The organism is Nocardia spumae (genome assembly GCF_020733635.1).
In the GTDB taxonomy this organism is placed as follows: Bacteria; Actinomycetota; Actinomycetes; order Mycobacteriales; family Mycobacteriaceae; genus Nocardia; species Nocardia spumae.
This window is the reverse complement of the sequence record NZ_JAJFZL010000001.1, coordinates 5,478,724-5,496,933: the sequence shown is the minus strand read 5'-3', so window position 1 is coordinate 5,496,933 and position 18,210 is coordinate 5,478,724. Positions and strand designations below refer to the sequence as shown.

General features: G+C 67.8%; 16 protein-coding genes. 2 read left to right on the top strand and 14 right to left on the bottom strand.

What is annotated here, in order from left to right; translation table 11 throughout:
* Window positions 1–67: 67 nt before the first annotated feature.
* The 7 genes from LKD76_RS24605 to cynR all read right to left on the bottom strand — a co-directional run bounded on the left by LKD76_RS24605 (window position 68) and on the right by cynR (window position 7,270).
* Window positions 68–829: a thioesterase II family protein gene (locus LKD76_RS24605; RefSeq protein ID WP_227983794.1), complete on the bottom strand. Its 762-nt coding sequence runs from the start codon at window positions 827–829 to the stop codon at window positions 68–70.
* A gap of 86 nt (window positions 830–915) precedes the next feature.
* Window positions 916–1,782, bottom strand: a complete 867-nt coding sequence (locus LKD76_RS24600; protein ID WP_227983793.1) for a DUF8832 domain-containing protein — start codon at window positions 1,780–1,782, stop codon at window positions 916–918.
* Window positions 1,783–1,997: 215 nt separating this feature from the next.
* On the bottom strand, window positions 1,998–4,439 hold the full coding sequence (locus tag LKD76_RS24595) for a hypothetical protein (protein ID WP_227983792.1): 2,442 nt from the start codon (window positions 4,437–4,439) through the stop codon (window positions 1,998–2,000).
* A 211-nt stretch (window positions 4,440–4,650) separates the two neighbouring features.
* Window positions 4,651–5,151 (bottom strand): nucleoside deaminase, encoded by a 501-nt coding sequence (locus LKD76_RS24590; protein ID WP_227983791.1) that lies wholly within the window; start codon window positions 5,149–5,151, stop codon window positions 4,651–4,653.
* Window positions 5,152–5,191: 40 nt separating this feature from the next.
* Window positions 5,192–5,662 carry a cyanase gene (cynS, locus tag LKD76_RS24585; RefSeq protein ID WP_227983790.1) on the bottom strand — a complete coding sequence of 157 codons (471 nt, stop codon included), beginning with the start codon at window positions 5,660–5,662 and terminating at the stop codon, window positions 5,192–5,194.
* A 64-nt stretch (window positions 5,663–5,726) separates the two neighbouring features.
* Window positions 5,727–6,317 carry a carbonic anhydrase gene (locus LKD76_RS24580; protein WP_227983789.1) on the bottom strand — a complete coding sequence of 197 codons (591 nt, stop codon included), beginning with the start codon at window positions 6,315–6,317 and terminating at the stop codon, window positions 5,727–5,729.
* A gap of 68 nt (window positions 6,318–6,385) precedes the next feature.
* A complete protein-coding gene (gene cynR, locus LKD76_RS24575) occupies window positions 6,386–7,270 on the bottom strand; it encodes a transcriptional regulator CynR (RefSeq protein ID WP_227983788.1) in 885 nt (294 codons plus the stop codon).
* 69 nt (window positions 7,271–7,339) lie between these two features.
* Here cynR and LKD76_RS24570 point away from each other — a divergent pair, with 69 nt between their 5' ends.
* Window positions 7,340–7,819, top strand: coding sequence for a deaminase (locus LKD76_RS24570; protein WP_227983787.1), 480 nt, complete (start codon window positions 7,340–7,342; stop codon window positions 7,817–7,819).
* 109 nt (window positions 7,820–7,928) lie between these two features.
* On the opposite strand, the gene LKD76_RS24565 is transcribed toward LKD76_RS24570, so the two are convergent.
* From LKD76_RS24565 to LKD76_RS24540, 6 genes are all read right to left on the bottom strand, one after another.
* Window positions 7,929–9,200 (bottom strand): ATP-grasp domain-containing protein, encoded by a 1,272-nt coding sequence (locus LKD76_RS24565; protein WP_227983786.1) that lies wholly within the window; start codon window positions 9,198–9,200, stop codon window positions 7,929–7,931.
* Window positions 9,190–10,419 (bottom strand): MFS transporter, encoded by a 1,230-nt coding sequence (locus LKD76_RS32200; protein ID WP_227983785.1) that lies wholly within the window; start codon window positions 10,417–10,419, stop codon window positions 9,190–9,192. The genes LKD76_RS24565 and LKD76_RS32200 overlap by 11 nt, the downstream gene beginning before the upstream one ends.
* 267 nt (window positions 10,420–10,686) lie before the next feature.
* A complete protein-coding gene (locus tag LKD76_RS24555) occupies window positions 10,687–11,310 on the bottom strand; it encodes a nitroreductase family protein (RefSeq protein ID WP_227983784.1) in 624 nt (207 codons plus the stop codon).
* Between the two features lie 100 nt (window positions 11,311–11,410).
* Window positions 11,411–12,124, bottom strand: coding sequence for a cyclase family protein (locus LKD76_RS24550; RefSeq protein WP_227983783.1), 714 nt, complete (start codon window positions 12,122–12,124; stop codon window positions 11,411–11,413).
* 123 nt (window positions 12,125–12,247) lie between these two features.
* Window positions 12,248–13,462: a cytochrome P450 family protein gene (locus LKD76_RS24545; RefSeq protein WP_227983782.1), complete on the bottom strand. Its 1,215-nt coding sequence runs from the start codon at window positions 13,460–13,462 to the stop codon at window positions 12,248–12,250.
* Window positions 13,463–13,488: 26 nt separating this feature from the next.
* Window positions 13,489–14,697 carry a cytochrome P450 family protein gene (locus LKD76_RS24540; RefSeq protein ID WP_227983781.1) on the bottom strand — a complete coding sequence of 403 codons (1,209 nt, stop codon included), beginning with the start codon at window positions 14,695–14,697 and terminating at the stop codon, window positions 13,489–13,491.
* Between the two features lie 326 nt (window positions 14,698–15,023).
* On the opposite strand from LKD76_RS24540, the gene LKD76_RS24535 reads away from it, so the two are divergent.
* Window positions 15,024–15,536 (top strand): mycothiol transferase, encoded by a 513-nt coding sequence (locus tag LKD76_RS24535; protein WP_227983780.1) that lies wholly within the window; start codon window positions 15,024–15,026, stop codon window positions 15,534–15,536.
* Window positions 15,537–15,556: 20 nt separating this feature from the next.
* On the opposite strand, the gene LKD76_RS24530 is transcribed toward LKD76_RS24535, so the two are convergent.
* A complete protein-coding gene (locus LKD76_RS24530) occupies window positions 15,557–18,121 on the bottom strand; it encodes a cytochrome P450 (RefSeq protein ID WP_227983779.1) in 2,565 nt (854 codons plus the stop codon).
* Window positions 18,122–18,210 lie beyond the last annotated feature (89 nt).

Below are 18,210 nucleotides of genomic sequence, written 5' to 3'. Positions count from 1 at the left end.
CCTGTCGGTACCGTCCGCCGCCTCCCGGCCCTGTTCGCCACCGCGACAGGGCCGGTGGTGGTTCCGGCTATCTCGACAGCGCCGAGCTGTGTTCGCGGATCAGCTCCGCGACGGCGCGCGCGTTCGCGTCGATGAAGAAGTGACCGCCCGGAAAGGATGTCGCGGCGAAGTTCCCGGCGGTGTGCGCGTGCCACGCCTCGATATCGGTGGGACTCGCGTCGGGGTCGCGATCACCCGTCAGGGCGACCAGCGGGCATGCCACGACGGCATCGGACGTGCATTCGTAGGTCTCGATCGCGCGATAGTCGTTCCTGGTGACCGAGAGGATCAGCGCCCGGAATTCCGGATCGTCGAGCAATGCCGCCGGGGTGCCGCCGAAGCTCAGCAGATGGTCACACAGTTCGCGATCGCCGAGGGTGTGGACGGCCGTCCGGTCCGCCGGCCGCCGCCACGACGGCGCACGCCGGCCGGAGGCGAAAAGTGTCGTCGCGGCCGGCGCCGATTCCCGTTCGAGCCGCCGGCACGCCTCGAACGCCACGACCGAACCCATGCTGTGACCGAAGAGGGAGAATTCGTCCGCCGCCCGGATGGTGTCCAGCAATTCGGGAAACAGGCCGTCGACGAGACCGGCGATGGTGTGCACGAGCGGTTCGTGCCTGCGGTCCTGTCGTCCCGGGTACTGGACGGCGAAAACCTCGTACTCCGGCCCCAGACTTCTGGCCAGTGCGCCCATCGAGATCGCGGAGCCGCCGGCGTGCGGAAAGCACACCAGGGTATGAGCCGCGCTCTCCGAGGCGGGGGAGAGGCGACGAAGCCAGCTGGTGCCCATGGGTGGAGTGCCTTTCCTCGGATGCGGTGAGCCGCCGACCACCGTATCCGAACCGTGGTTCCCCGTCCGTCTCCCGGCCGGCCCGATCAGACGGTGGCCAGGGTGAACGCGGCGGTGCGGACGACGTCGGCGTGCTGGAAATCGAGGAACAGGCGGTAGGTTCCGGGGCCGGGGACCGCGGTGTGGAAGGTGACCTCCGGGCCGGGGGCGGTGACGCCGTCGCCCGGTTCGCCGTTCGGATGAACGTGCACATAGGCCAGATCGCCTGCCCGCAGGATCACCAGATGGCCGTAGGCCGCGAGATAGGGCTGCAGGTCGGTCACCGGCCGGCCGTCCTTGTGGACGGTGAGGGTCAGCAGTCTGCCCTCACCGGGAACGAGATCGCCGTCGAGGGTCACGGTGTATCCGTCCACGGTCGCGGTGCGTTCGGCGGCCGGGACCGGCCGGGGTTCGTACGCGCCCGCCACGGCGAGATCCGCGCCGAGGGTGATGGTCGCGCCGAGTGCGCGCGGGGCGATATCGGTGAAGACCCGGTAGGCGCCCGCTTCCGGGAGATTCAGCCGGACGGCCCAGGTGCCGTCGGCGGCGAGTTCGGGGTGCACATGCCAGAACCCGGTCAGTTCCCGTCGCGCCACGATCAGATGTAGCCGGCGATCGTGGATGGCGGTGTAGTCGGTCACCGGCGCGCCGTCGGGGCCGAGAATCCGGAACCGGAAGTCGATCTCACCCGGGGTGACGACCGGCTCCGCGAGGGCGAGTGTGTAGCCGTCCTGGGTGATCTGCAGGCCGCCCGGCAGCCCGCCGCCGTGCGCGCCGTGGTCTCCGTGCGCGCCGTGGTCTCCGTGACCGGCGTGCGCCTCGGGTGCGATGTGCTCGCCGTGTCCGGTGTGGTGCTGGCGACCGGCGTTATCTCCGTGTGCGCCATGGTGATTGGTATGGGTCTGGGTGGTCATCGCTGGGGCCTTCCGATCCTGCTGTGCTTCGACACCCAAGAAACTAATACCCCCTGGGGGTATCTGCAAGTGCCGTCGAAGTGACGTACGACACTGCCGTTCGGGGCTGTCGACGACGACCGTCGCCGCGCCGGAACGAGCGGTGGGCCGCACCGGTGTGCGACGGGATCCGTTGCGCGCCGACAGGAGCCGGGGAGCGGCCGAGTCGGTTGCTGTCAGCTGTTCAACAACGAACCCACCGGGGCGAACTCCGGCCGTCGGCGCGCGCGGGGCTGATTGCGCCTGGGCGGGGAGAGCGAATTCCACGGAGTGCGCTTGGAGCCGGCCGCCCACTGATCGGTATTCGCCGCATCCGAGATCACCCGGCGGGCAGTGCGCAGTAGTTCCGGTTCCGACGGGTCGGCCAGGACCGCGTCCACGGCCGTGAGGGCGCGCTGGGCGTGTTCGTTGCCGATCCATTGCATCATCCGGGCGGCCTCGGTCTGGGTCATTCCGGTCAGCGTTCCGGTGGCTGCGGACAGGTCGCCGTTGTTGAGTCGTTGCAGTGCTTGAATTTTCGCCTCGGTCGGAGCGTTCAGGTAATCGGTGACGAACCGGTGCTGCGCGCCGCCCGGCCCGCCGTCGAGGGTGACGGCCGGATTGGCGCGCTGATAGCGGAACGCCGCCGCCTGCAGGGTGGCCAGATCCGCGGCGACCTCCGTAGGATCGCCTCCGCCGCCGATGAGACGCGACGACGAGTCCTGGGCGCGCTGCACCGCCGCCACCACATGGCCGAGGTGCTTGTCCGCGAGGGTCCAGTCGTCGGCGTTCCCGTCGACGATGCTCCACGAGCGAATGGCATTGAATTTGATGTCCTCGTCGCGGAACCCCGCGGCGGTGAGTGCCGCCCACGCATCCGAGGTCTTACCGCCGACGTCCTCCAATCCCTGTAGTGCGGCGGCGGCGCCGCGTACGGTGTTCACCCCGCCGGCGGCCTCGGCCGCGCGACGGGCGGCCACCGTGTACAGCCGGCGATGCATATAGGACTGGGCATAGGATCCGAACTCGCCGCCGACACCGGGTGTGCCCCAGAACCGCCACTGCGCCAGCTGCGCCGCGCGCTCTGTGCGCGAGAACGGACGCAGCGGTGACCGGGTCCGGCCCCACAACCATTCCGTCACAGGTGAATTGCTGACAGTGCTCACCGCGGCGAGCGCGGGCAGCAGACTCGTGTGCACCGTGTGCTTGGCGCTCATCTCGCCCATACCGAGTGCGTGCCCGCCGCCGGAACTCGCGGCGCGGCCGCCCTGGCCCTGCACGGTCAATGCGAACCGGTTGGCGATCCACTCGTTGCCACGATCGAAAGCGGCGCCGAGCTTGCGCAGTTGCAGGATCGCGATGATCTCCACCAGCGCGCCGAGCAGGAATACGATCGTCACCTGGCCGCCCGCCAGCCGGAACAGATCGTGCAGGATCAGTACGTAGACGCCCAGGAAGATCGTGAAGGCGGTCATCCGCGCCGCGGCGACGAATCCGTCGACCAGGTTGCGGATCAGGAATGTTTGGGTCGGCCCGTAGATGAACCCACCGGCCGCGAAACCGAAGATCGACATCAACCCGTGGTAGACCGTGTCGAGCGCGGCCCGTAATACCTTGAGTGCCAGCACGGCGCCGAAAGCCAGCAGGATCGTCCCGGATATCAGCAGCAACAACCCGGTGCCTACCTGTTCGAAGCTCGGATTGTCGACCGACTCGTGTGCGGCCCGATCGCCGCACCCGGCGATCCCGCGTTTGACCCGATCCTCACTACCGGAGGAGACCGCCGTCGACCATGCGGTCCGGCAGGCGGCGCGCTCGTCGACGATATGCCCGAAATTCCACACCTGCAGCGGACGACGCGCGAAGTTGTCGGCCAGTGTCGTCTGCATCGACGCCACCATGTGGTCCGGGTCGGCGCCGGGCTGTCCGTCCAGCCCGGCCGCGACCGAGATGCCGAGATCGCGTCCCTTCGCGAGCAATCCGTCCTGTGACAACACATCCGCCAGCGGTTCGGCGAGAAAGAACGGGCCGATCACCGCCACGGCCAGCATTGTCACCACTTGCACCGTGGCCTTGGAATGAAAGCCGCGCACGACGAACCAGGCGACACAGAAGGCCCCGATCGCCGCGGCCGTGACCAGCATCATCGGTGTGGCGATTTGCCCGGAAAGGCTGTGTGCCACACCGTTCAGCGCCTTGGCGAAGATATCGAGCCACCGGAAACTCAGCGTGTATCCGATCAGCCAGATCGCCGTGATCACCAGGATCTTCCAGCCCGCGAACTCGAGTCCCAGCACCGTCGACACCGCGGTATTGCCCGGGTGCAGGAGGCCGCCGTGGTCGGTCGCGAACAGATAGCTGGAGAGCGGGACGTTCGACGAGTCCGTCAGATGTGTCCACTCCAGTGAGCTGCCGACCGAGGAGCCGGTCGTGTGACCGCCGCTGTCGGCCACGGCCGCCGCGCCGAGCAGACCCGGGAAGACGAACATGGCGAAAACGACGGACAGCACCGCCGCGAGCCGGCGGCGACGCCGGGTCGAGAGCGGGCGTGTGCAGACGTGTCGAGCCGGGAACCAGATGTCCACCACCGCATCCTGTTTCGTTTGCGCGCCGGTGCGCGCACCGAACGTGACCACCACAAGGGAACGTGACCACGCCGGCGGTGCGTCGCAGCACATCATCGGGGCTGTTCGACAGTCCCCGGAACACCCGAGAACGCTAATCCGCCGCCGTGAACGGAGATTTCCGTGATGGTGAACTGCAATGGGCCAAAATCGCTGAACCCGTTGGTTTCTCGTTCGGAATGTGATGTCGGATGTTCATCCCGCGTTCGCACGCGCGCCGGCCGGACTACCCGGCGGTCGGAACGCCGGGAACGCGTCGTTCGCCGTTGTTGCGCTCCTGCCAGCGGCGGTAGACGTCGACGGCCTCGGCGCGGGACTCGTGCCGCATCGGCAACCGGCGCTGATCCCACGGCTTGGCGAATTCGTCGTAGAAGGTGTTGAGTTCGAAGTACTTCCGATCGTCCACATAGTGCGGGGCGTAGGCCTCGCGGGTGGTCAGGAAGACCACCTCGGCGGGTGAGCAGTAGTACAGCGCGCCCAGGCACATCGGGCAGGGCAGCGCCAGGATGTAGATGGTGGCGTCGGTGAGATGTTCGGTGCCCAGTGCGGTGCAGGCCGCCCGGATGGCGAGAATCTCGGCGTGGGCCGTCGGATCGCTGGTCTGCGCGACCAGATTCGGGCTTTCGGCGAGAATTTCGCCGCCGGACGCGATCACCGTCGCGAACGGCCGCCCGCCCTCCTCGACGTTGCGGCGGGCGAGATCGATGGTGTGCTGCGCGAAATCCATAGTGCTCCTTACGAATCGGTCTTCGGGTGGAAGGCTGCCGTCAGAAGGGCCGGGTCGGCAGGTATTTGCCGTCGAGGGTGATCACGGCGCGCTCGCCGCCCTCGGGATCGGGGACCTTGCGCACGTCGAGGGTGAAGTTGATCGCGCTGATGATGCCGTCGCCGAACTGCTCGTGGACGAGCGCCTTGAGCGTCGTGCCGTACACCTGCAGCATCTCGTAGAACCGGTAGATCGTCGGATCGGTCGGTACGCCGCCCGGAATCGATCCGCGAGTCGGGATGGTCTGCAGCAGCGTGGCCGCGCCGTCGCCGAGACCGAGTAGTTCGGCGACGGCGCGGGCGGACTGCTCCGGCAGTGCGTGCTGGCCGAGGACCGCGGCGGTGACGAAAGCCGTGGAATAGCCTGCCGTCTCGGCGATCTGCTCCCAGGTGAGGTCCTTGGCGATCTTGGCTTCGACGGCGGACACGGCGAGAGCCTGACGAGCGGTGGGGTCGAATTGTGCGTGCGCCATGGGGTCGGTTCCTTTTCTCGTTGCCGCCGCGCGGGCGGGTTTGGTGATGTGGTGGGACTCGGGGTCAGGCGGCGACCGGATGGTCGGAGCCGGCGGCGTCGATCACGGTGACCGCCCCGCTGCCGATATCGAAAACCCAGCCCTCGACGCTCACGGTCCCGGCCGCCAGTGCTCGTGCGACCGAGGGGTGAGTGGCCAGATTCGCTTGCTGGGCAATGACATTCGAACGGATCAACGCATCGGCCGAGATGTCGTCGCAGCGGGCGGCGGCGGCGTCGGCGTGCCGGAGCCAGGCCGCGACCGCCGGTGCGGCATCGAGGTCGTGTCCCTCGGCGAGTGCGGTCATCGCGCCGCAGCCCGAATGTCCGCACACCACGATGCGGCCGACGCCCAGTACGGTGACGGCGTATTCGATACTCGCCGCGACACCGTCCGCGCCGGGAGCGTAGGCGGGAACGAGGTTGCCCGCGGTGCGGATGACGAACAGGTCGCCGGGGCGGCTGCTGGTGATCAGCTCGGGGACGACGCGCGCGTCGGAGCATCCGACGAACAGGGTGTCGGGGGTGTGGCTGGTGGCCAGGCGGGCGAACAGCTCAGCGTTGGCGGGGAATACCGCGGTATGGAAGTGCGTGACGCCGGCGGTGAGATCGTTCATGACACCAGCCTGCACCACCAGCTGTTATAGCGTCCAATACTTGTCTTTGATGGCGATAATAGATCCCATCAATACTCGCGGGCGATGTCTTGGAGCACTGTGATGAAGGCGCGGGCCGCGGCCGAGTGGTACGCGCTGTGCCGCCGGAGTAGTTCGACCGTGCGAATGGGCAGCGGCGGGTCCAGCGGTATCGGGTGCAGGTCCGGGTGCGCGCGGGTGATCGCGTCCGGGAGCACGGTGGCCAGTGAGCCCCGGCGGACGAATTCCAGCAGGGCGCTGATCGAGTTGGCCTCGACCGCGATATCCGGGACCACCCCGCTGTCCTCGAAGTACCGATCGATGTGTACGCGTGTCGCGAAATCTCCGCTGAGCAGACCCAGTGGCGCGGTGGTGAGGCGCTGGACCGGCAGGGCCCGCGGGGTCGCGGCGAACGGGTGATCCGAACCGACGACCAGGCTGAGCCTCTCGGTGAACAGCGCGGTGTGCTCGATCCCGGCGGCATGTGCGCCCGCGAAGGCGATGCCGAGGTCGAGCCGGTCGGCGGCCAGATCCGCTTCGATCCGATCCTGGGTCGTCTCCCGCACGGCCAGCGTGATGCCCGGATGCGCGTCGCGGAAGCGATGGACCAGCGGTCCGATCAGATAGGCGGTGAAGGTGGGGGTCATCGCGACGCGCAGATGTCCACGGGACAGATCCTGTACGTCGTGGACCGCGCGCTCACCGGCGTCGAGATCGCGCAGGGCGAGGCGGGCGTGCGCGGCGTAGGCCTGCCCGGCGTCGGTGAGCCGGACCGTCCGGCCGGACCGGTCCAGGAGTATGACGCCCAGGGTGCGCTCGAGCTGCTTGATCTGCTGGGACAGCGTCGGCTGCGAGATGTGCAGGGATTCGGCCGCGCGGGTGAAGTTGCCGTGATCGGCGACGGCGAGCAGATATTTGATGTGGCGCAACTCCATTGCCAAACCATAGGTCAGGTCGATCGGTGTTATGGAAACCGCGACTTGAACACTATCGTCGCAGTTGTGATGAGCCACGATATCGATCTGCTGCGCCGGGCGATCTCGCTCGCCGAGGAGGCAGCCGACCGCGGGAACCGGCCGTTCGGCGCCGTTGCCGTCACCGCTGCCGGGGCGGTGATCGCCGAGGGACGCAATGAGGTCGCCGAGTCCGGGGTGGTCACCGCGCACGCCGAACTCACGGCTCTCACCGCGGCGACCGCGGCCGGACGGACGGCGGACCTGGCCGGTGCCACCGTCTACGCCAGCGGTGAGCCCTGCCCCATGTGCGCCGCGGCGATGGTGTGGGCAGGCGTCACCCGGATCGTCTTCGCCGCGGCGGAACCGGACTTCCACGCCGTCATCGGCGGATATCCGCGCTTCACCCTGCGCTGCGCCGAGGTGGTCGGCGCCGCTGACGTGCCGGTCACGGTCTCGGGCCCGCATCTGGATGACGAAGCACTGGCGCCCTTTCGTCGATACCTCGAAATCCGGCAGCGGACATCATGATTCGTGCACGCGGAGCTTCCGGGCCGGTCGGCGCCGTGGCGTCCGACGTCCGCCGCGCCGCCGGCCGGGAAGTGGAGATCGCCGAACAGCATCCGGCCGGTCGGCCCACTCAGACGGCGACGAAGAAGTCGCCGACTCGCTTACGGACCTCCGCGCATCGGAAATCCAGTTCGTCGGCGCTGTCGGCGACGACGAACACCAGCCCCAGCGCCACCGAATCCATCATCGATCTGGTCGCCGGGTAGATCTGCCCGGGCTGGGCCGAAATCCGAACATCCATGACGCCCGCGAGCCCGGCTAGATCGGCTTCGGCTGCGCCGAGGTAACGCGCGGGCTGATCGATGCTGAAGAGGACGAGCGCGCCACGCCGCGACAACACATAGCCGGCACTGCTTCGCACGGCCGGTGTGCGAACTCCGAAAAGCTCTGCGATGTAGTCACATTCGCGGTGGATCTGCGAGTTCCCGGTCAGCAGGTGAGTATGGAGCGGATGGCCGATTCCGTGCGCGCGTGCGCCGAAATCGATCAGACGGGGTCCCAGCGGACCGGCCATGATCTCCATATGCGCCGGCCCCGTCCGCACGCCCAAGGCATCGAGTACGCGCCACGCGTAATCGGTCAGCTCACCCACCGCCGGGTCGTCATGTTCGAGCCACCGACCCCGCTCGTAGAGGAAATCGCCCGAGCCCGACACCCGCTTGTCGTAGACGCTCACGCACAGGAGTTCGTGGCCCCGCGGCGTGGAGAAGGTGTCCACGGCGTATTCCACCCGGGGAGCCGGATACATCTCCTGGATCAAGGCGGCCGGGTTACCCCCGAAAAGCCCCGAACTGCCGGTGATCGCGGTGACGGCCTCGATCAATTGTGTGCGAGTCTCCACCATCCGGACATCCACGGACGCGGCGCCGCGCGCCGGCTTCACCACCAGCTTCCGGCCCGCCGCCAGCTCCGCGAGGGCCTCGGCTGGAACGGTGTGACGGTCGGCGGTGACCGACAGTGTGGTGAGACCGGGAACTCCAGCGGCAGCGAGCGCTTCGAACATGTGCTGCTTGTCCCATCGCCGCATCGGCGACGCGGTATCGCCGGTGGGACAGTCCGCCAGATCGCCACGTAACCGCTCACACAGTTCGACACCGGGTTCCGATCCGGCGATGACGTATTTCACCGAGTGCTCCACACACATTCGAAGCAGCAGCTCATACGAGGAGCCGAGGTCCGCCTCGAAATTCACCGCGCCCGGGGTCGGCGAGGTGCGGAAACCCGACACCGATGCGCGTTCGGTATCCAGCAGAATCTTCTTGATCCCGTACTCCTCGAGCAAGGCGGGATACAACCGCCCCGAACTCACCGGATCGACGACCAAAACCGAATTACCCGACACGATGTGGGCTCCTGTTCTCATTGATGCCCGCTACTGCGGCTATCGCCCCCGCGGCCAGTGAAATCTGGACGACCGCCGCCCAGAACACGGCACGATCGTGGAGCACCCCGAAGGCTCCGATCCCCGGCCCCACCGCGAAGCCGAGGGCTTGGGCCGCAGACAGGCAACCTTGATATCGAGGGTTCTCGGAGGCGGTCGAAAGCTTCGCTATCGCCGCGCCGGCCTGCGGGATGAAAATTGCCTCGCCCAGGGAGAACAGCGCGAATCCGGAAATACATACGGGCCAGCTGGCGCCGACTCCGCAGATGGCGAGGCCGGCTCCGGCGAGGAAGATGCCGAGTCCGAGCGCGTAGTTCCATCTCAGTGTGGATGTCAGGTAACTCAACGGCATCTCGAAGGCGATGATGAAGACGGAATTGACGACGATCAGCACGCCGTACAGGTGGGCGCCGCCGGATATCCGCTCGACGGACAACGGTATTCCGCTCAGGCTCTGGGAATAGACCGCCATCGCCGTTCCGAACACCAGGATCACCGCCCACAGGCGCGTCTTGTGTACTCCGGGACCGGCAATGGCGGGAGGCCGGGATACGACGTCCGCCGGGTGCTCCCGCACGGCCGCTCGCCCCTCCGCCGCCCGGAGCCGCGCGCGTTCGCGCAGCAGCAGTACGGCGGTCATCAGCGAACCCGACGAGGACAAATAGAACAGGGCCGAGAAATTGTCCGCACCGACCAGCGCGACGACGATGGGAGCCACCGTGACGCCGGTGCTGAGGAAAATTCGGTGGAAGGCGACGATCGTCACGGTGTTGCCCTCGTAGCCGGAGCCGGTGACCAGGGCCGCGGCCGGCCCGGCGAACGATTGGGTCACCGCCACGCTCACCGAGGCCACCACGATAGCCGCGGCGGGCCGAGCGGACAGCGGACCGAGGAGGAACAACAGGGGAATGTTGAGTACGGAGCCCGCGATCAACACATCGGTCGACCCGAAGCGGGTGGCTGCCCACCCGCCGGCGAGGGATCCGAGAACGCCCGCGAAACCGGCGGTGAACAAGGCGAGAGTCAGTGTGGCGGCGCCGAGTCCGATCGACTTGTAGAAAGCGGTCGAGAAAAGTGCGAGAAATCCGACCGACCTGCTGAGAAATGTGGAGATCGAAACGATCCATACCTCAGCGGGAAACGCGCTCGTTCGCAGCCTGCCGGTTACCGCGATCGCCACGGCGTGCACCACATCGAAGCAACACAATCGCGCACTGTTCCTCCTTGCGATCCACCGTTTCACGGTGAGCAAAGCGAAAGTAGCCAAGCCGGTTTCGCGCCGGTTGTCCCGACGCGAACCGACGTTGCTCTCAGGCGCAAAGACGAAGCGTCGCTACGACTTCCCGGCCGTGCCGGTCGGCCGGCGATCGCGCGGTGGCCGACGGGCACGGGGAACACCGGGCGCCGCGGCCGAAACGACATGGTGACTGCCTTGTGGGCCGGGGCGTCACCAGTGGTTGATGTGCACCACCGAGTCCAGATCCGCGCGCGGCCCGGGGCGGAAATCGGTGCCGAGGGTGTAGGCGACCGGCAGCAGTACCCCCTGGCGCACATCGTCGGGAATACCGAGTATCTCGGCGACCTCGCGCTCGTACTGCAGATGCAGTGTGGTCCAGGTGGTGCCCAGACCCCGAGCCCGCAGCGCCAGCGCCAGATTCCACGCCGCGGGCAGCAGCGAGCCCCACAGTCCCGCCTGGTTGTCGCCGAGGTCGGGGCCACCGACCCGGATCGCGCCGATGATCAGCACCGGGACCTCGGCCATCACCTCACGCAGATGGTCGGAGCTGGTGGCGACCCGGGCGGCGGCCGGATCGGCCGGTTCGCCACCGGCCTCGCGGTAGGCCAGATGCGATCGGCGGTAGTACTCCGCGACCCGGGCCTTGACCTCCGGATCGGTGACGATGATCCAATGCCAGTGCTGGCGATTGCCTCCCGACGGCGCCTGCAGCGCCACCTCCAGGGCCTCCCGGATCACCTCCAGCGGCACCGGCCGGGACAGGTCGAGGCGGCGCCGGACGGCGCGGGTCGTGGTCAGCAGTTCGTCCGGAGTGAGCGGCAGCAGGTCGGTCACCGTATTCCCTTCTCTCGTCTGTTCTCCCGGTGACAAGGCGGGACAGCGCGCCTTTGTTCCCGGAGTTCCGCTGTTCCCGGTGCTGTTGGCCGCGGCGAAACTACGGTGGGGAACCGAGCAGCGCGTAGATCGTCGCCGGTGATCCGGAGCCGTGTTCGGTGATGAATCCGCCGACCACGACGGTGAAGTCGCGCGCGGGCAGATTCCCGAGCCGGGTGAGGATCTCCAGGCTGAGCCGGTGTTCGCGATAGAGCAGTTTCGACACCTCGAAGCTGTCGTCGACGCCGACATCCGGACCGAACGCGTCGGTGCCGAGCGCGCCGCGATATCCCAGCACACCCTCGTCGAGCAACCATCGCACCGCGGCCACCGAGAAACCCGGGTGATGCATCCGGCCCTCGGCGTCGACGCCCGCGAAATCTGCTGTGCCCCAGTATCGGTCCCAGCCGGTTCGCAGCAGGACCGCGGCCTCGGTGGGGAAGGGGCCGTGGCGATCCCGCCAAGACAGCAGATCGGCCACGGTCAGGGCGTAGTCGCGATCTCGTTCGGTGCGGTCGCCGATATCGATCAGTACCCCGGGCAGGACGAAATCCTCGGCATCGAGCTGGTCGGCCGTGGCACCGTCGGTGGTGAAATGCGCCGGTGCGCCCCAATGGGTTCCGGTGTGCTCACCGACGGTGACGGTGTTGAGGTGGAATCCGTGCTCGTCGATGGTGCGGATGGTGTCTATCCGCGGTGCGGGATCACCGGGGAAGACCGAGATCGCCGTCGCCGACAGGGGATGGGACAGGTTGTACACCGGCCACGACCCCATCGGCTTCGCCCCTCTCGCATCCGGATTCGCTCACCCTGCCATACCGGAGCCGCCGATGAACCACCGCCGCGCCCGGTGTCGGCGTGGACACTGGGCGCGGCGGTGGTTCGAATCCGTTCGGACCTACAGGTATACCGGTACCGAGAGGTGCCCGTTGGAGATGAAACTGCCCAGTGGCGCCAGCTCCGACGGCTGCACTGCCAGTCGCATGGTCGGGAAGCGCTCGAAGATCGCCGGCAGGGCGATCGCGGCTTCCATGCGGGCCAGCGGCGCGCCCAGGCAGTGGTGCGCGCCGTGGCCGAAGGCCAGGTGTTCCTTGTTCTCCCGGTGCACGTCGAACTCGGCGTTGGTGGCGCCGTGCAACTGCGGGTCCCGGCAGGCGGCGGCGTAGGAGGCCAGGATCGCCTCGCCCTTGGGGATGAGGATTTCGCCGATCGTGATGTCCTCGACCGCGTAGCGCAGCGGCAGATGAGCCACCGGCGCCTGGTAGCGCAGGGTCTCCTCGATCAGCTCCGCCCACGGCACCCGGCCCTCGACGACATCGGCACGCTGCTGCGGATGGGTGAGCATCGCGACGATCGCCTGGTCGATCAGATTCAGCGTGGTCTCGTGACCGGCGTTGATCACCAGCATGAGGGTGTCGACGAGTTCGGTCTCCGACAGCCGGGAACCGTCCTCGTCGCGGGTGGCGATCAGCACGCTGGTGATGTCGTCACCGGGGTTGTCCCGCCGGTACGCCACCAGTTCGCCGATGAGCCGGCCCATTTCGATGAAGTTGGCCTGCGCCTGCTCCGGGGTGAACGAGGTGTCGAAGAATCCGTCGACGCACGCGTGGATATCGGCGTCCAGGTGCTCGGGCACCCCCAGCAGTTCACTGATGACCCGGATCGGCACCGGATAGGCGTAGTTCGGGCGCAGGTCCACGACCTCGCCGGGAGCCGTCGCGCCGAGACGGGTCAGCAGATCTTCGACGATCGCCTCGATCCGCGGCCGCATATCGGTCGTGCGGCGATGGGTGAAGGCCGGTGCGACCAGTTTGCGCAGCCGCCGATGGTCGGGACCGTAGGCGGTGAACATGTTCTGCGCCGCGACCCACGGCTGCAGCGGCCACGATTCGTTGATATCGCCGTTCATGTAGGCCGACCAGTGCTGACGCGGATCCTTGGAGACCCGGGCATCGGACAGCAGACTCTTCAACACCACGGCATCGGTGACCGACCAGGCCGGAACCCCACCCGGAAGTTCCACCAGCGCGACGGGACCGCGCTCGCGGATGCGCTCGTTCTCGGCCTGGATGTCGGCACCGGTCAGATCGAGCACCAGTGGTTCGGTTGTCATCGGAAAGCTCCTGTATTCGTTGCTCGTCAGACCAGATTCAACGGAGGTGATGGGGGGAAGACGACCGGTAGCGCCGCCATCGCACGGTGGAACGGCCCGGGGCGCCAGCTCAGTTCGCTCGGCTCGACCGCGAGCCGGAGCTCCGGAAGGGCGTCGAGCAGCTGATCGATGGCGTCCTGCACCACCAGATAGGCCACCGAACGGGCCGGACAGGCATGTGGCCCGGCACTCCACGCCAGATGGGAGCGATTACCGGTGCGGTCGCCGCCCGCGATCACCGGATCGTTGTTACAGGCGGCCAGACTGATGACCACCGGCTGATGGGCCGGCAGCCAGGCGTTGTCGATCAGGATGGGCTGACGCGGGTAGCTGATGGAGAAGTTGGCCATCGGCGGATCCTTGAACAACACCTCGTCCAGCGCGTCGCGGGTGGACAGGCTGCCGCCGAGCATGCCGCCGCCGAAGCGGTCGTCGCTGATCATCAGCAGCAGGGTGTTGGCGATCAGATTCTGCTGCGGTTCGATGCCCGCGCCGTAGAAGCTGATCAGGTTGTAGAGCATCTCCTCATCACTGAGGTTGGCCGGATGGTGGGCCAGCCGCGAGGTGACGTCGTCGCCCGGTTCGGCGCGGCGCAGATGGATCAGCTCCATCAGCGCCTGGCTCAGATGTTCCATCCCCCAGGCCGCGTTGACGGTGTCGAACAGTGCGGCCATACCGGTGGCGACGCGCTGGCCCAGTTCCGCGGAGCATCCGACCATCCGGTTCAGAGCCTCGAAGACCAGCGGAAACGCGTACTGGGATACCAGATCCGCCGATCCGGACTCACAGAATCCGTTGATCAGCGGGACGGCGATCTTCTCGACCGTGGTGTGCAGTGCGTGCAGATCGATACCGTCGACGGCGGCCGTATAGGCCTGCCGGTAGCGCAGGTGCGTATTCCCGGAGTTGCGCAGGGCGTTCGGATACCACTGCATCATCGGCCGCACCGGGCAGTCCTCGGGAACGGAATCCTGCCAGGACCGCGGGTCGGCGGGAAAGTGCTCCGGGTCGTTGAGGATTCGCAGCGCGGTGTGGTAGCCGATCACCAGCGTCGCCGGCACTCCGGGCGACAGTTCGATCGGCACCAGCGAACCGTAACGACGCCGCATCTCGCGATAGGTACCGTGTGGGTCTGCGGCGAATTCCGCTGTGTCCAGCAGGATTCGGACCTCGTCGGAATCGACCGGGGATCCCATGTGCTGAACGGGGCAGGTGGCGGGGCCGCCCCCGCCGGGAACTGAGGACAGTGCGGTGCGTGGCGTGGTCAAAGATGTGACTCCAGAGAATGAACCGTCGAGCACGACGAAGGTTTCCGCTGCGGGTTGTCCTACAGCGTCACCTCACATCGGTTGTAGGACAAGAGGCTTCGAGAGCCGCCGGCCGGGTATCCGTAACCGGACCGTCGACCAGGGTAGCAGCAATGGCCGAATCTCTCCGGCGGTCTCGCATCCGATTCGATCATGGTGGGCGACCCGCGCGCCGCAGGGATGACATACCCGGTGAACGGGTGTTGCATAGCGGTATGACGAGCACCGATCTGCTGGAGGACGCCTTCGGGCGCATCAAGGAGAACGTGCACGGCGCGGTCGCCGGGCTGACCCGGGAGGAGTTGGCCACGCCGCTGGAATCCGGCGCCAACTCCATCGCGTGGCTGATCTGGCATCTGACCCGTGTGCAGGACGACCACATCGCCGATGTCGCGGGTACCGAACAGGTGTGGACCGCGGCCGGGTGGGCGCGCCGCTTCGAACTGCCCTTCGACGACGCCGCCACCGGGTACGGCGACGGTCCGCAGGAGGTGGCGGCGCTCGACGGCGTCCCGGCCGAACTGCTGCTGGGCTATCACGACGCCGTCCACGACCGCACCGTCGACTACGTCCGCGGTCTCACCGACGCCGATCTGCCCCGCATCGTCGACACCCGCTGGGATCCGCCGGTCACCCTGGGCGTGCGGCTGATCAGCGTGGTCGACGACGACATCCAGCACTCCGGGCAGGCGGCGTTCGTGCGCGGAGTGCTGTTGCGGCGTCGTTAGTTCCTCCCCGCGGTGCCGCCTTACCTGGGGTGCAGTGTCGCCGGAATCGCGGACGGCGACAACACGAAGTCCCGGTTGGAGGCCCGCACGACGTAATTCGGATCGGGCACCGGACGCCAGCGGGCCAGCAGGGCCGCCGAGGCGAGGGTGATCTCGAGCAGTGCGAAGTGATCGCCGAGGCACCGCCGGCGCCCGACACCGAAGGACAGGTTGGCCTTCTTGTCGATATCGTCGGCGCGATCGGGTGACCAGCGGTCGGGATCGAACGCCTCCGGATTGGGGAAGTGCCGTTTGTCGTGCTGTACCAGGTACGGGCTGAACATGATGGCGGTGCCGTCGGGAATGGTGAGTCCGCCGACGGTGACCGGGCCCGAGGCGTTGCCGGCGCTGATCCACGGGCCCCAGAACCGAAGTGTCTCCGAGACAACCTGTTTCAGGTAGGAGAGTTTGCCGAGGTGATCGGCGCGAACCGGGCCCGGGCCGACCACATCGTCGAGTTCGGCGCGGAGGCGTTCGGCGACCGCGGGCCTGCGCATCACCTCGTGCCACAGCCAGCCCGTCAGCGAGGCCATCGACCCCACACCGCCGGCCAGCATGAGAATGGCCTCGTCGATGATGTGCTCGTCCGACAGCCGTGCCCCGGTCTCCGGATCGGTGTGCCGGATCAGCGCGGAGACCACATCGTTGAAATCCTCGTCGCGGCGGCGATATTCGGTGATGGCCGCGCCGATCGAGGACCGCAGTTGCCGGGCCTTGTACCGCCACCGCGCATTCGCGACCAGTCGAACTCGCCGGAGCTGAGGCGGCAGCGCGGTGCGCAGGATGACCTGGCTGAGTAGCCACGGCACGTTGTCGCGGATCTGCAGGCGCGCCGCGGCGCTGAATTCGGCGGTGAACAGCGTCGAGGACACGGTGTCGAGGACCAGGCCGTGCGCCTCGTCCATGAGATCGACCCGGGTGCCGGACGGAAGGCCGGCCGACCAGCTGTCGGCCAAGTCGGCCGCGGTCACCGCGTAATCCGCCAGCCGGGTCTGGCGCAGCGCCGGCGCGATCATCCGGCGGCGCAGTTTGTGCTCGGTACCGCGCAGCACATTGACCGAGCCGCCCGCCACATCGGCGATCGCCTCGCGCAGGTCGTCGCGATTCAATTCGGCCTCGCCGAGACCGACCTCACGCACCAATTCCGGGGTCGTCAGCACGTAGCCGGTCTTGCGGCCGAACCGGATCCGCACGATCGGGCCCAGATCGGCGAGCGAGGTGACGAATCCGGGCGCGTCACGCAGTGCCCGCAGACTGTGCCCGATCAGCGGCAGGGCGCCCGGTGCGGTCGGGACATCCGACAGCCGCGCCGGGACGGCGGGATGGGGCGCGGGCTCGGAATCGGTACCGGCCCGCCGGTAGATCTCGGCGATCTCCTCGACGCGATGCGACTGCCGCACCGAATCCCGGTGCCGGTTCATCTCGGCGCGCAGCGCCGCCAGCCGCTCACGATCGCCGGCCAGTGCGTCGATGGCGGCCGCGATGGCCGCCGGTGAGGCGTCGCCGGCCCGCACACTGGCCGCCACCGGAACCGATTCGGCGAGATCGGGATCGCAATACACGACGGGCAGGCCCACCGCGATGGCCTCGAGCAGCACCATGCCCTGGGTGTCGAAACCCCAGGACGGGAACAGCAGAGCGTCGGCGTCCGCCATCGCGTCGAGGCATTCCCGCTGGGAGACTCGGCCGTGCAGCGTGACCCGCTGCCCGAGACCGTGGTCGGCGACGGCGGCGGCCGCCCGGCCGGACAGATCGCCGTCACCGTAGACGTCGAGCGTGCATCCCGGACTGCGCCGCACGGCTTCGATGGATTCGAGCAGGCGTTTCTCCGCCGACAGCCGTCCGCACCAGATCAGCCGCAGCGGACCGCGCCGCTCGTGGTCCCCGTCGCGGTCGGCGCGATCGAGCAGCGCGTCGTCGACACCGTTGGATACCACCTCGATCGGGGTGGAGAGTCCGTGCGCGAGCATCAGATCCGCGAAATGCCGGGTCGGTGCGATCACCCGATCGGCCGCCTGGCCCTGGCCCACGATGGTGTGCCAGGCGTGGCGTGCCGCCCGGCTCTCCGGGCGCCGCGGCCTGTCCGCGGGATGGTCGACGAAGCGGCCGTGCAGGGTACGCAGCGCCAGCGCCGATAGATACGGCGCCGGCGCGGTGTTCTCGATGAAGGCGTCGTCGCGGCTCTGCGCGGTGTGGATCAGCGGAATGCGATGCCTGCGGGCGGCTTTCATACCCGAGATGGCCACCCCGTAGGTGGTGTGGGTGTGCACGATATCGATCGGTCCGCGGGCGGCGAAGGCGGCATCGATCAGGGCGGCGTTGCGCGCGGTGGGCAGCACCATCGGGAATCCGTTCACCACCGCACCGGCCAGTGGCGCGAGTTCGACGACATCGTCGTCCGGCTCCGCCGCGGCGCCCGGCAGCGGCGCGGCGAACAGCGTCACCCGGTGCCCGGCACGTTCGAGTCCCCGGCGCAGTGCCGCGACCGCGGTTTGCACCCCGCCGAGTGTCGTCGGGTGATAGTCCATGAACATGGCTATGTGCACGCTCGGCACGATACCTACGTGCCCGGTTGATTGAGAGCTCATATTCGCGTCATCGGGTTTCTCGCCCGAAAGTGTTGCGCTCACGGCGA